The 13,831-nt window shown below is 62.6% G+C and carries 12 protein-coding genes and 1 tRNA gene; 10 read left to right on the forward strand and 3 right to left on the reverse strand.

Features of this window, described 5'->3' with window-relative positions:
- Positions 1 to 20 precede the first annotated feature (20 nt).
- The 3 genes from CA2_RS03680 to CA2_RS03690 form a co-directional block, all read right to left on the reverse strand.
- Positions 21 to 2,453 carry a putative bifunctional diguanylate cyclase/phosphodiesterase gene (locus CA2_RS03680; protein WP_042412768.1) on the reverse strand — a complete coding sequence of 811 codons (2,433 nt, stop codon included), beginning with the start codon at positions 2,451 to 2,453 and terminating at the stop codon, positions 21 to 23.
- 276 nt (positions 2,454 to 2,729) lie between these two features.
- Positions 2,730 to 3,641 (reverse strand): CoA transferase, encoded by a 912-nt coding sequence (locus CA2_RS03685; RefSeq protein ID WP_042412770.1) that lies wholly within the window; start codon positions 3,639 to 3,641, stop codon positions 2,730 to 2,732.
- Between the two features lie 211 nt (positions 3,642 to 3,852).
- The gene (locus CA2_RS03690) at positions 3,853 to 5,049 is read right to left on the reverse strand and encodes an amino acid aminotransferase (protein ID WP_042412771.1); all 1,197 of its coding nucleotides are present in this window, start codon (positions 5,047 to 5,049) and stop codon (positions 3,853 to 3,855) included.
- Positions 5,050 to 5,163: 114 nt separating this feature from the next.
- Between CA2_RS03690 and uvrB the strand changes: the two genes are divergently transcribed.
- The 10 genes from uvrB (at position 5,164) to CA2_RS03740 (ending at position 13,829) form a co-directional block, all read left to right on the forward strand.
- Positions 5,164 to 7,224, forward strand: coding sequence for an excinuclease ABC subunit UvrB (gene uvrB, locus CA2_RS03695; RefSeq protein ID WP_042412773.1), 2,061 nt, complete (start codon positions 5,164 to 5,166; stop codon positions 7,222 to 7,224).
- A gap of 244 nt (positions 7,225 to 7,468) precedes the next feature.
- On the forward strand, positions 7,469 to 8,005 hold the full coding sequence (iscR, locus tag CA2_RS03700; RefSeq protein ID WP_042412774.1) for a Fe-S cluster assembly transcriptional regulator IscR: 537 nt from the start codon (positions 7,469 to 7,471) through the stop codon (positions 8,003 to 8,005).
- Positions 8,006 to 8,100: 95 nt separating this feature from the next.
- A complete protein-coding gene (locus CA2_RS03705; protein ID WP_042412776.1) occupies positions 8,101 to 9,321 on the forward strand; it encodes an IscS subfamily cysteine desulfurase in 1,221 nt (406 codons plus the stop codon).
- A 36-nt stretch (positions 9,322 to 9,357) separates the two neighbouring features.
- A complete protein-coding gene (gene iscU, locus CA2_RS03710; protein WP_042412777.1) occupies positions 9,358 to 9,759 on the forward strand; it encodes a Fe-S cluster assembly scaffold IscU in 402 nt (133 codons plus the stop codon).
- 2 nt (positions 9,760 to 9,761) lie between these two features.
- Positions 9,762 to 10,085 carry an iron-sulfur cluster assembly protein IscA gene (gene iscA, locus CA2_RS03715; RefSeq protein ID WP_042412779.1) on the forward strand — a complete coding sequence of 108 codons (324 nt, stop codon included), beginning with the start codon at positions 9,762 to 9,764 and terminating at the stop codon, positions 10,083 to 10,085.
- 74 nt (positions 10,086 to 10,159) lie between these two features.
- Positions 10,160 to 10,678 (forward strand): Fe-S protein assembly co-chaperone HscB, encoded by a 519-nt coding sequence (hscB, locus tag CA2_RS03720; RefSeq protein ID WP_042412780.1) that lies wholly within the window; start codon positions 10,160 to 10,162, stop codon positions 10,676 to 10,678.
- Positions 10,679 to 10,766: 88 nt separating this feature from the next.
- Positions 10,767 to 12,638, forward strand: coding sequence for a Fe-S protein assembly chaperone HscA (hscA, locus tag CA2_RS03725; RefSeq protein WP_042412816.1), 1,872 nt, complete (start codon positions 10,767 to 10,769; stop codon positions 12,636 to 12,638).
- A gap of 11 nt (positions 12,639 to 12,649) precedes the next feature.
- Complete coding sequence (gene fdx, locus CA2_RS03730; RefSeq protein WP_042412781.1) at positions 12,650 to 12,988, forward strand: ISC system 2Fe-2S type ferredoxin; 339 nt, start codon at positions 12,650 to 12,652, stop codon at positions 12,986 to 12,988.
- Between the two features lie 3 nt (positions 12,989 to 12,991).
- Positions 12,992 to 13,729, forward strand: a complete 738-nt coding sequence (gene dnaQ / locus CA2_RS03735; protein WP_042412782.1) for a DNA polymerase III subunit epsilon — start codon at positions 12,992 to 12,994, stop codon at positions 13,727 to 13,729.
- 28 nt (positions 13,730 to 13,757) lie between these two features.
- Positions 13,758 to 13,829 (forward strand) — tRNA-Val (locus CA2_RS03740).
- The last annotated feature ends 2 nt before the right edge of the window (positions 13,830 to 13,831 follow it).

The raw sequence follows: 13,831 nt of genomic DNA on the forward strand, positions 1-13,831 counted from the left end.
TGGCTTTTTTGTGGGCGGCCTCAGTCGCGTGGTGCCGGGGTCGCGGTGGCCCGGCTGCGCTGCTGTGGGGCTTGGTGGGCGTGCTGGAAGTAGGTGGTGTCCAGCGGTACCGGCGTGGCGATGTAGTAGCCCTGGGCGTAGTCGATGCCCATGCTGCGCAGGGCGTCGAAGGTGGCCTGGTCGCCCACGAATTCGGCGACGGTGGATTTGCCCATGACGTGGCCTATGTGGCCGATGGCCTCCACCATGGCGAAGTTGCTGGGGTTCTTGAGCATGTCGCGCACGAAGCTGCCGTCGATCTTGAGGTAGTCCACGGGCAACTGTTGCAGGTACCGGAAGCTGGCCATGCCGGAGCCGAAATCGTCCAGCGAGAAGCGGCAGCCGAGCTTGCGCAGCTCGGTGATCATGGCGATGGCGCTGTCCATGCTGGCGATGGCGCTGGTTTCGGTGATCTCAAAGCACAGCTTGTCGCCGGCGATGCCGAACTCCAGGATGCTTTGCCGGATGAACTCGGTGAGGTCGCTGTCCCCCAGGCTGGAGCCGGACAGGTTGATGGAGCAGGTGCGAATGTCGGCGCCTTGCGCCAGGTGCGTCTTCAGCAGTTGCAGGGCGTGCCGCACCACCCAGCGGTCAATCAGGTTCATCAGGTCGTAGCGCTCGGCGATCGGGATGAATTCGGACGGCGACAGCTGTTGCCCAGGGACATCGGACAGGCGCAGCAGCACTTCGAAGTGCACCCCCCCCTGGTCCTCGGGGTGCAGCGGGTAGACCGTCTGCGCAAACAGGGTGAACTTGTCTTCTTCCAGGCTGTTGCGCAGGCGTTGCACCCATTCCATGTCGCCCTGGTAGCGCTGGAAGGCACGGTCATGCGGGTTGTAGACCGTGATGCGGTTGCGCCCGCTTTCCTTGGCGTGCTTGCAGGCGCTTTCTGCCATGCCCAGCAGGCTGGCCGGATCGCTGCTTTGCTGTGGGTCGATGTGCACCACGCCAATGCTGACGCCGGTGTGCAGGTTGTGCTGGCGCCACTGCACGTTGAGATTGTGGATGGACTGGCGCAAGCGCTCGGCCGACTGCATCGAGGCATGGGGTGGGCAGTGGGTCAGCAGCACGGCGAACTCGTCGCCGCCCACGCGCGCCAGCACATCGCTTTCGCGCAGCACCAGGCGCAGTTGCTGGCAGACCTGGCGCAGGATCTCGTCGCCCGCTGCGTGGCCGTAGCTGGCGTTGATCATCTTGAAGTGGTCCAGGTTCAGGTGCAGCAGGCTGGCCTGGTGCTTGCCCAGCACCTGCTGCAGGTATTTCTCGAAGGTCGCGCGGTTGTCCAGGCCGGTCAGCAGGTCGTGGCTTTGCTGCCATTGCAGCATGCGCATGTAGTTCTGCTCCTGCGAGACATCGTGCAGAACCACCACGGTGCCGGAATTTTCACCATCCAGCGTGGTGGCGCTGACGTGGACGGCCACGTTGTCGCCCGATGTGCGGCGGATCCAGTGCACGCTGTCGTCGCGACGTGGGGCCATTCCCGGCTGTTTGGGGCCTGCCAGGTGTTTGACCAGCACCTCGGTGGCAAACGGCAGGATGGTCTGGATGTCCTGGCCCAGCAGATGGCCTTGCGACAGGTCCAGCAGCCGCGATGCGGAGGGGTTGGCGTAACGGATGCGGTGCTGCTCGTCCAGGTTCAGCACGCCGTCGCCCAATGCGGCCAGGGTGGTGCTGCTGCGCTGGCGCTCGGTCTCCAGCTTGCTGCTGGTTTTGCGGTTTTCGACAATCGCTTTCTGGATGGCGAGCCAGTGCATGGTGCACAGCAAGGCGGCGGTGAAGATGTTCACAAAGATCAGCAGCCATTCCAGATCGCGGGCATTGCTGGCCAGCGTTGCGTTGAATTTCTTGGCCAGCGGGACCACGGTGGTGCTGATGTTGTTGATTTCTTCGTGCCAGGATGCAATCGTCTGGTCTGTCACCGGGCGCCCAGAGTTTCTGTGGTTGTAGATGTCCTTGCCCAACTGGTTGAGGGCTTGCACATGGGCATCGCCGCTGCGCCAGATCGTCAGCGTGGGTGCCAGCACGTCCAGGGTCCATACCCAGGGCAGTGCATACAAGAGCGTGTCGACGTCGTCCGGGTGGTTTTCTCCCTGCAACAAGCCGGTGCGGATGCGCGTGCTGTGGCGGTCGCCTTCGTCCAGTGCTTCACGCGCCTGGCCGACGCCCAGCGGTGTCGTCAGCGCATCCTGGAAATCCAGAAAATCCTGGGTATTGCCAGTTTCTGCGTATTGGTTGAGGTGCAAGGCTGCCGCGTTGAATCCTTTGCTCCACAGGCTCTCGCCACCCACCACGACGCGCACCGAGGTCATCAGCACGATGCTGATGCAGGCCACCAGCAATTGGACGCCAACAGCGGTGATGAAGAGCCAGCGTCGCCGGGTGTAGGCTTTGCTGGCAGAGGTCTGGCTTGGCATCAAGCGTACTCCCCGCAGTGGAAGGCCAGGGATGCACGGCGCCCGCTGCCAGCTTGGGCCGGCAGATGGGGGACTGGTGCATGGCCTCCAGGCAGAAACCTGCCATGGTGGATCGTGCGATGGTCATTGCTCGGCACTGGAAACTCCAGGGTGGGGGCCGTCTCGGGGATCGGGCGATCCCAATCCGGGTCAGGCCACAGGGCGATGGAGATAGTTCGTTGCTTGCGCAAAGGCTCAGGTCATAGGTTCAAATCAATGCCTCCTGATTGACAAAGATTATTTGTCTCGGACTGGAATTACATGTAGGGGGATGTCGCTTTGTGCTGCCATCGCTGCCAGCTGTTCGCAGCGCTGCAGCGCGAAAAAGCGCTCCAGTGCGGCGTGGGAGCCGCTGTGGTGCATGCTGGGCAGGCTGCCGTCGCGCTGCACCAGCCCTGCGACCTGGGCGATGCGCTGGGCAAAGTGCGGCTCCAGCGCCGCCAGGGCGACCCAGCCGTCGGCACAACGGTACATGCGGTAGCCGGCGTGGGCGCCGCCGACATCACCGCCCGGGGTGGTCATGCCCCAGTGGCGCGGCAGCGCCAGCCATTGCGCGGCCTGGGCCAGGCCGACGTCCAGACAGTGGCCGTGGCCGCTGTGGCCGCGTTGCAGCAGGGTTTGCAGCACGGCCTCGCTGCCCATGACGGCACCGGCCATGTCGGCGAACAGGCTGGCGGGCAGGTGGCCGTCATCGGTCAGGCCGGCCTGGGCCTGGTAGGTCAGGTCGTGCCCGGCGTGGTTGGCCTCGTCGGGGTCGGTGCTGCCGAAGATGCGCACCATGCACAGCCGTGGATGGCGGGCGTGCAGGCTATCCCAGGACAGCCCTAGCTTGTCCAGGGCAGCGGGGCGGAACGAGGTGAGCAGCACGTCGGTCTGCGCCAGCGCCTGGTGCAGCGTGGCTTGGCCGGCGGTGCTTTTCAGGTCCGCGTGCAGGACCTGCATGCCGGCATGCAACTGGGCGTAGGCCGCGGGGCTGTAGCTGTGCATGGGGTCGGCGCTGGGCTGTGCGGCGGGCGCGGGGGGCTCCAGCTTGGTGCAGTGCGCGCCCATGTCGCGGCAGCGGATGAGGGCGGCGGGGCCGGGCAGGTTCAGCGCCAGGCTCAGGATGTGGGTGCCGCTGAGCGGCTGCAGGGTCGGTGTGGTGTGCATGCCGGTTTTGTAAACCAGCGCAGCGTTCAGGGTTGACGCCTGGGCGTCGATTCGTGGTTTTGATAGCTGATGGCGTTGATCAAAACAGGGTTTCAGACGCTAAACATAAGAAATTCCTTGTCTGATGTGCGCAACCAGCTACGTATTTTGAATACACCTGCCATCAAAAAAGCCACCCGCAGGTGGCTTTTTGCTTGGACAGCGTGGTCCCTTAGATCACGGCGGCAATCGACTTGCAGACGTGTTCAATGTTCTTGCTGTTCAGCGCGGCCACGCACATGCGGCCGGTGTCGGTGCCGTACACGCCGAATTCGGAGCGCAGGCGCACCATCTGGTCCTTGGACAGGCCGGAGTACGAGAACATGCCGATCTGCGTGGTGATGAAGGACATGTCCTGGGTCACGCCGGCGGCCTTCAGGCCATCCACCAGCTTCTGGCGCATTTCCTTGATGCGTACGCGCATCTCTCCCAGTTCCTTTTCCCACAGGGCGCGCAGCTCGGGGTTGTTCAGTACGGCTGCCACGACCGCACCACCGTGGGTGGGTGGGTTGGAGTAGTTGGTGCGGATGACGATCTTCAGCTGCGACAGTACGCGCGCGGCTTCTTCCTTGTCGTTGGCGACCACGGACAGGGCGCCCACGCGCTCGCCGTACAGGCTGAAGCTCTTGGAGAAGGAGGTGGACACGAAGATGTTTAGGCCGGCGGCCACGAACTTGCCGATCACGGCGCCGTCTTCGGCGATGCCGTGGCCAAAGCCCTGGTAGGCCATGTCCAGGAAGGCGACCAGGCCCTTGGCCTTGACGACGGCGATCACTTCATCCCACTGGGCGGCGGTGATGTCGTAGCCGGTGGGGTTGTGGCAGCAGGCGTGCAGCACCACTATGGTGCCGGCGGCGGCGGCGTTCAGGTCGGCCAGCATGCCGGCGAAGTCGACCGAGCGGGTGGCAGCGTCGTAGTAGGCGTAGGTGCCGACTTCAAAGCCCGCGTTGGTGAAGATGGCCTTGTGGTTTTCCCAGCTGGGGTTGGAGATCAGCACCTTGGCGTTGGGGCTGATCTTCTTCAGGAAGTCGGCGCCGATCTTCAGGCCGCCCGTGCCACCGATGGCCTGTACTGTGGAGACACGGCCGGAGGTGACCACGTCGGAGTCGGCACCGAACACCAGGCCCTTGACGGCGTTGTCGTAGGCCGCAATACCGTCGATGGGCAGGTAGCCGCGCGCAGCGGGCTTGTCCATCATGGCCTTTTCCGCGGCCTGCACGCATTGCAGCAGGGGCAGCTTGCCGTTGTCGTCGAAGTACACGCCCACGCCCAGATTGACCTTGTTGGGGTTGGTGTCGGCGGCAAATTGATCGTTCAGACCCAGGATGGGGTCGCGGGGGGCCATTTCGACGGCGGTAAACAGAGACATGAATCGTCCTTGAGGGGTAGATATAACGCTAAAGGCCCCCACCTGATGGTTTAGGCTCGAGGGTTAACTCGGCATTTTACTCCCGGGGGCGCCATGCGCGCCGCACATAACGCTATGCAAGAATCCACCAGCACCGCTGCGCCAGAAGGCACTTTTGCCCACTTTGACGGCTCGCCGTTCGAGTTGTTCCAGCCGTATCCGCCGGCGGGCGACCAGCCGTCGGCGATCGCCAAGCTGGTGGAGGGGGTGCAGGATGGCGAGGCCTTCCAGACGCTGTTGGGCGTGACGGGCTCGGGCAAGACCTTCACCATGGCCAATGTGATCGCGCGCCTGGGGCGGCCCGCCATCATCTTTGCGCCCAATAAGACCCTGGCGGCGCAGCTGTACAGCGAATTCCGCGAGTTCTTTCCCAAGAACGCGGTGGAGTACTTCGTCAGCTACTATGACTACTACCAGCCCGAGGCCTATGTGCCGCAGCGCGATCTTTTCATCGAAAAAGACAGCGCCATCAACGAGCACATCGAGCAGATGCGCCTGTCCTGCACCAAAAGCCTGATGGAGCGGCGCGATGTGGTCATCGTGGCCACGGTGTCGGCTATCTACGGCATTGGCGAGCCCGAGAGCTACCACCAGATGATCATGACGGTGCGCACCGGTGACCGCATGAACCAGCGCGATGTCATCGCCCAGCTAATCCGCATGCAGTACCAGCGCAACGACCAGGATTTCTCGCGCGGCACGTTCCGCGTGCGTGGCGACACCATCGACGTGTTTCCGGCGGAAAACTCCGAGCTGGCGCTGCGCATTGAGCTGTTTGATGACGAAGTGGACAGCCTGCAGTTGTTTGACCCGCTGACCGGGCGCATTCGCCAGAGCATCCCACGCTTCACGGTCTACCCCAGCAGCCACTACGTCACGCCGCGCGACAAGGTATTGGCGGCCGTCGAGACCATCAAGGAAGAGTTGCGCCAGCGCAGCAAGCAACTGGTGGACATGGGCAAGCTGGTGGAGGCGCGGCGCCTGGAGCAGCGCACCCGCTTTGACCTGGAGATGCTGAGCGAGGTGGGGCACTGCAAGGGCATTGAGAACTACACGCGCCACCTCTCCGGGGCGGCACCCGGTGAGCCGCCGAGCACGCTGACCGACTACTTGCCCAAGGACGCGCTGATGTTCCTGGACGAGAGCCACCAGATGATCGGCCAGCTCAACGCCATGTACAACGGCGACAAGCAGCGCAAGACCACGCTGGTGGAGTATGGCTTTCGCCTGCCGTCGGCGCTGGACAACCGGCCGCTGAAGTTCGAGGAGTTCGAGCAGCGCATGCGCCAGGTGATCTTTGTGTCGGCCACGCCCGCGGATTACGAAAAGACCCATGCCGGGCAGGTTGTTGACCAGGTCGTGCGCCCCACGGGGCTGGTGGATCCCGAGATCGAGGTGCGGCCCGCCACCCACCAGGTGGACGATGTGCTGCAAGAAATCCGACTGCGCGAGCAGCGCGGGGAGCGGGTGCTGATCACCACGCTGACCAAGCGCATGGCCGAGCAGTTGACCGACTACCTGACCGAAAACGGCGTGCGGGTGCGCTACCTGCACTCGGACATCGACACCGTGGAGCGCGTGGAGATCATTCGTGACCTGCGCCTGGGGGTGTTCGACGTGCTGGTTGGCATCAACCTGCTGCGCGAGGGGCTGGACATTCCCGAGGTGTCGCTGGTGGCCATTTTGGATGCCGACAAGGAGGGTTTCCTGCGGGCCGAGCGCAGCCTGATCCAGACAATTGGCCGCGCGGCGCGCAACCTGCATGGCAAGGCCATCCTGTACGCCGACCGCATCACCGACTCCATGCGCAAGGCCATCGATGAAACCGAGCGCCGCCGCGCCAAACAGATCGCTTACAACGAAGCGCACGGGATTCAGCCACAGGCAATTGTCAAGAGGGTGAAAGACCTGATTGATGGGGTCTATAGCGAAAAGAGTGGCCGTGCGGCCGACGACCAGGCGCGGGCCCAGGTGTGCCACGAAGCCGAGGCCGTGATGTCGGAGGCCGAGCTGGCGAAGGCCATCAAGAAGCTGGAAAAGGACATGCTGGCGCATGCCAAGAACCTGGAGTTCGAGGCTGCAGCACGTCTGCGGGACCAGCTGGCCGTGCTCAAGCAGAAACTGTTTGGGGCTTGATTTTCAACACTTTTTCTCCTTGATAGATTGCGTTGATGACGTTGATTGGCGGTATCCGACAAAATTGATGGGGTTTCTGGTATACTTCGGGTTATCACTCAACAACAACAAAAGACTTCTTAGGAGAAGGGCTCTGCGCTTGCTGGTTACGGGCAGGGCGCTGGAGTAAGGGCGGAGACGGTATCAGTCCGATTGACCGCGATTGATGTTTCTGTAACTAACAGCCTGACTGAAGGAGCTCACGATGCGTCTCACAACAAAAGGCCGCTTTGCGGTCACCGCCATGATCGATCTGGCACTGCGCCAGAACAATGGTCCTGTCACGCTGGCTGCCATCAGTCAGCGTCAGCAAATTTCCCTGTCGTACCTGGAGCAGCTGTTCGGCAAGCTGCGTCGCCATGAGCTGGTGGAATCCACCCGTGGCCCAGGTGGTGGCTACACCCTGGCCCGCAAGGCGGCAGAAATCACGGTGGCTGACATCATCGTGTCGGTGGACGAACCCATCGATGCTACCCAGTGTGGTGGCAAGGAAAACTGTATGGGCGAGGCCGGTCGCTGCATGACCCACGAGCTGTGGTCCGCCCTGAACCAGCGCATGGTGGAGTTCCTGGACTCCGTGACGCTGCAGAAGCTGGTCGATGAACAGTTGGCCAAGGGTATCCAGATCGAGGACAAGCCCGTGGTGCGTCGCGCCATCTCGACCGCACCCGTGGTCAAGCCGATTCGCGTGAATGCCCCCAACTCGGTGTTCGCACTGGGCAACGTATTCGCCAAATCTTGATGGTGTGATTGGCCCGCCGGGCGCGCTCGGCAGGCAAGGACAAGTTTTCAATCGGCAACCCCGGCGTTGCCAGACAGATATCAGTAGAGCCAGCCATGGACATGACCCCACATTTCCCCATCTACCTTGACTACGGTGCGACCACACCTTGCGATCCGCGTGTGGTGGACGCCATGATCCCATGGCTGCGTGAGCACTTTGGCAATCCTGCATCGCGCAGCCACGCCTGGGGTTGGGAAGCGGAGGAAGCGATTGAAAAGGCCCGTACCCAGGTGGCGGAGCTGATCAATGCCGACCCCCGTGAAATCGTGTGGACCAGTGGTGCCACCGAATCTGACAACCTGGCGATCAAGGGTGCCGCGCACTTCTACCAAGGCAAGGGCAAGCACCTGATCACCGTGAAGACCGAGCACAAGGCCGTGCTGGACACCATGCGTGAGTTGGAGCGCCAGGGCTTCGAGGTGACCTACCTCGACGTGCAGGAAAACGGCCTGCTGGATCTGAACGTGTTCAAGGCAGCCATCCGTCCCGACACCATCCTGGTGAGCGTGATGGCCGTGAACAACGAGATCGGCGTGATCCAGGACCTGAACACGATCGGCAATCTGTGCCGTGAGAAGGGCATCATTTTCCACGTGGATGCCGCACAGGCCACGGGCAAGATGCCGCTGGACATGCAGACCATGCCTGTCGATCTGATGAGCCTGGCTTCGCACAAATCCTATGGACCCAAGGGCATTGGCGCACTGTACGTGCGCCGCAAGCCCCGCGTGCGCCTGGAAGCCCAGATGCACGGTGGCGGCCATGAGCGTGGCATGCGTTCGGGCACCCTGCCCACGCACCAGATCGTGGGCATGGGCGAAGCCTTCCGCATCGCCAAGGAAGAAATGCAGCAGGACTTCGACCACGCCAAGCGCCTGCAGCAGCGCCTGCTGGAAGGTCTGAAGGACATCGAGCAGGTGTTCGTGAACGGGGACATGGAACACCGCGTGCCCCACAACCTGAACATCAGCTTCAACTACGTCGAAGGTGAGTCCCTGATCATGGGTATCAAGGGCCTGGCCGTTTCCTCGGGTTCGGCATGCACCTCGGCTAGCCTGGAGCCCAGCTATGTCCTGCGCGCCCTGGGTCGCAGCGATGAGTTGGCACACAGCTCGCTGCGCATGACCATCGGCCGCTTCACCACCGAGGAAGAGATCGATTACGCGATTGCGACCATCCGCAAGAACGTGGAAAAGCTGCGCGAATTGAGCCCGCTGTGGGAAATGTACAAGGACGGTGTGGACCTGAGCACCATCCAGTGGGCTGCGCACTGAGCCGTCACATAGATTGAATTTGAAGAGGTAGACATCATGGCTTACTCCGACAAGGTCATTGACCACTACGAAAATCCCCGCAACGTTGGCTCGTTTGAAAAAGGCGATGACAGCGTGGGTACTGGTATGGTGGGTGCGCCCGCCTGCGGTGACGTGATGAAGCTGCAGATCAAGGTCAACCCTGCAACGGGCGTGATCGAAGATGCGCGCTTCAAGACCTATGGTTGCGGCTCGGCGATTGCCTCGTCCTCCCTGGTGACAGAGTGGGTGAAGGGCAAGACGCTGGACGAAGCGGCTGCGCTGAAGAACAGCATGATCGCTGAGGAGTTGGCATTGCCACCCGTGAAGGTGCACTGCTCCATCCTGGCGGAAGATGCCATCAAGGCCGCGGTCGACGACTACCGCGCCAAGCACAGCGAAACTGCCTCGGCTGCATAACCATGGCTGTCACGCTGACGGATGCTGCTGCACGCCACGTGGGGCGTTACCTCACCAAGCGTGGCAAGGGGATCGGGGTGCGTCTGGGGGTCAAGACCACCGGCTGCTCCGGTCTGGCTTACAAGCTGGAGTACGTGGACGCGCCCGAACCTGAGGATGTGGTGTTCGAAAGCCATGGCATCAAGGTGATGATCGATCCCAAGAGCCTGGCGTACATCGACGGCACGGAGCTGGACTTCGTGCGCGAAGGTTTGAACGAGGGCTTCAAGTTCCACAACCCCAATGAGCGTGATCGCTGTGGCTGTGGAGAAAGCTTCCGGATCTGATTGCTAAAGGGCGGTTGTGCTGCCCCTGATTTTTCAAACCGCCATTGCAGCAGTGCTGGCGGTTTTTTATTGACATGAACCTTCAGTCTGACGATTTCGAATTGATGGGCTTGCCCCGGCAGTTTGCGCTGGACCGCGCGGTGCTGGACGAGCGCTGGAAAGAGCTGCAAAAGCAGACCCACCCCGACCGCTTTGCTGGCGAAGGCGGTGTGGCGCAGCGGGTGGCCATGCAATGGTCGGTGCGCATCAACGAGGCCTACCAGCGGCTGAAACACCCGCTCAAGCGCGCGGCCTACCTGTGTGAATTGTTTGGCGTGCCTGTGCGTGCCGAGGACAACACGGCGATGCCTGCGGCATTCCTGATGCAGCAGATGGAATGGCGCGAGGCGCTGGAAGAAGCCGACTCCGAAACGGATGTGGATGCTTTGGCCGACGAGGTCATGCTGGTCAAGCGTCAGATGCTTCAAAATTGCGAGCGCCTGCTGGCGTCGCAGGAGGGGGCGACGCAGGCCGTACAGGTGGTGAGATCCCTCATGTTTGTTGAGCGCTTTGCGCAAGACATCGAACGCCGCCGCGAGCAACTGGAACAATAACCCAGTCGTTGCATGCAACGTCGCGTCCTGCACACCCCGGTGCGGGCGTCCAGAGCGGAGCATTCCGTTCACACAGAGACTGATGAACATGGCTTTATTGCAAATCTCCGAACCCGGTCAATCGCCCAATCCCCACCAGCGCCGCATCGCGGTGGGGATCGACCTGGGTACGACCCATTCCCTGGTGGCCTCGGTGCGCAACGGCGTGGCCGAGTGCCTGCCGGATGACCAAGGGCGGGTGTTGCTGCCGTCCGTGGTGCGTTACGCCCCCGAGGGTAAGCGCCATATTGGCTACGAGGCGCGTGGACACGAAGTGGAGGACGCGCCCAACACCATCGTGTCGGTGAAGCGCTTCATGGGTCGCAGCCTGTCCGACCTGGGGGCGCAGGTCCAGCAATTGCCCTACACCTTCGAGCCGCAGGCCGAACAGGGCATGGTCAGCCTGCAGACCCGCGCTGGCACCAAGAGCCCCGTGGAAATCAGTGCCGAAATCCTGGCCACGCTGCGTTACCGCGCGGAAGACACGTTCAACGATGACCTCTACGGCGCGGTCATCACCGTGCCCGCGTACTTCGACGATGCGCAACGCCAGGCCACCAAGGATGCGGCCAAGCTGGCGGGCCTGAACCTGCTGCGCCTGATCAACGAACCCACGGCGGCAGCGATTGCCTATGGCCTGGACAACGCCAGCGAAGGTACCTACGCCGTGTACGACCTGGGCGGCGGTACCTTTGACATTTCCGTGCTGCGGCTGACCCAGGGTGTGTTCGAGGTGATCTCCACCGGGGGCGACTCGGCCCTGGGTGGCGATGACTATGACGCTGCCCTGACCCAGTGGGTGCTGGCACAGACCGGGGTGCAGGCACAGTCGGCGGAGGACTGGGCGGCCCTGCGGGTGGCGGCCAAGGCCTGCAAGGAGCGCCTGACGGATGTCGAGCACACCGAATTCGCTGTGCAGTTGCCCAGTGGCGCGGCCCTGCAGCAGGCGGTGGCGCGCTCGGATTTCGCGCAAGCGACCGAGCACCTGACCAAGCGCTCGCTGCAGGCGGTGCGCCGGGCACTGCGTGATGCCGAGTTGACGGTGGAGGACGTGCAGGGCGTGGTCATGGTGGGTGGTTCGACCCGCATGCCCCAGGTGCAGGAGGCCGTGGCCCAGCTGTTTGGCAAGCAGCCCCTGACCAATTTGAATCCGGATGAGGTGGTGGCTTTGGGCGCCGCCATCCAGGCCAACCAGCTGGCGGGCAACAATGCCGCTGGTGAATTGCTGCTGCTGGATGTGATCCCGCTGTCGCTGGGTGTGGAAACCATGGGGGGGCTGGTCGAGCGCATCATTGCCCGCAATGAAACCATTCCCACGGCGCGCGCCCAGGACTTCACGACCTACAAGGACGGGCAGACCGCCATGGCCATCCACGTGGTGCAGGGCGAGCGCGATCTGGTGCAGGACTGCCGCAGCCTGGCGCGTTTCGAGCTGCGCGGCATCCCGCCGATGGCGGCGGGCGCTGCACGCATCCGTGTGAGCTTCACGGTGGATGCCGACGGCCTGCTGTCCGTGCATGCCAAAGAGCAGGTCAGCGGCGTGGAAGCCCAGGTGGCCGTCAAGCCATCCTATGGCCTGTCGGATGACCAGGTGGCACGCATGCTGCAAGAGGGCTTCAGCACCGCCCAGGAAGACATGCAGGCCCGGGCCCTGGTCGAGGCGCGCGTGGATGCCGACCGCATGCTGCTGGCGACCCAGAGTGCGCTGGATGCCGATGGTGATCTGCTGTCGCCGGCACAGCGTGATGAAATCACGGCTTTGATGGATGCGCTGCGTGCCACGGTGACCGCGGCCGATGCGGCGGTGATCGAGGCGGCCACGCAGGCCCTGGCCAAAGGCACGGAAGCCTTTGCGGCGGAGCGCATGAACCGCGGCATTCGCGATGCGCTGGCTGGCAAGAACGTCCAATCTCTTACTTGATTCATAAGAACATGGCTGTAATCAAAATTCTTCCCCACCCCGAATACTGCCCGGCTGGCGCTGAGATCGAAGCGCCCGCAGGTACCTCGATCTGCGAAGCCTTGCTGGACCACAACATCAAGATCGAGCATGCGTGCGACATGAGCTGTGCCTGCACCACCTGCCATGTGATCGTGCGTGAAGGCTTCAACTCGCTGAACGATGCCGAGGAAGAGGAAGAGGACCTGCTGGACCGCGCCTGGGGGCTGGAGCCCCAGTCGCGCCTGAGCTGTCAGGCCATCGTGGCGCAGAAGGATCTGGTGGTGGAGATCCCCAAGTACTCCATCAACCACGCCAAGGAAAACCACTGACCTATGTCGCGCCTCGTTGTTCTGGATACCGAAACCACGGGCCTGTCCGCAGAGGGCGGGGATCGCATCATTGAGCTGGGCTGCGTGGAGCTGGTCAACCGCAAGCTCACGGGCAATAACCTGCACCTGTATTTCAACCCCGGGCGCGACAGCCACCCCGATGCCCTGCGCGTCCACGGCCTGACCACCGAGTTTCTGAGCGACAAGCCCAAGTTCGAGGCCATGGTCCAGGACATCCTGGCCTACCTGCAAGGGGCGGAGCTGATCATCCACAACGCGCCGTTCGACGTGGGTTTCCTGAACAAGGAATTCTCGTTGCTGGGTCTGCAGCCGCTGACCCACTATGTGGAGGGGATCACCGACTCTTTGGCCATGGCCAAAGAGATGTTCCCTGGCAAGCGCAATTCCCTGGATGCGCTGTGCTCGCGGCTGGATGTGGACAACAGCGGTCGGGCCCTGCACGGGGCGTTGCTGGATGCGGAATTGCTGGCCGACGTCTACATCAACATGACGCGCGGGCAGAACGCCCTGGTCATGCCGGAAGATGACGAGTCCCCGCAGGAGCAAGAGGCCAGCGATGCGCTGCCAGTGCTGGATCTACGTGCCATGGTGCTGCCCGTGCTCAAGGCCAACGAGCAGGAGTTGGCAGCGCACGACGCCGTGCTGGCCGATCTGGACAAATCGTCCGGTGGCAAAACTATTTGGCGAATTGGAAAAGACGCGGCGCAAGCTGTGACATAATCTAAGTCTTGTCGGAACACTGACAAACGGGTGATTAGCTCAGCGGTAGAGCACTGCCTTCACACGGCAGGGGTCACATGTTCGATCCATGTATCACCCACC

It is taken from the genome of Comamonas aquatica NBRC 14918 (assembly GCF_000739875.1).
GTDB classification, from domain to species: Bacteria; Pseudomonadota; Gammaproteobacteria; order Burkholderiales; family Burkholderiaceae_C; genus Comamonas; species Comamonas aquatica.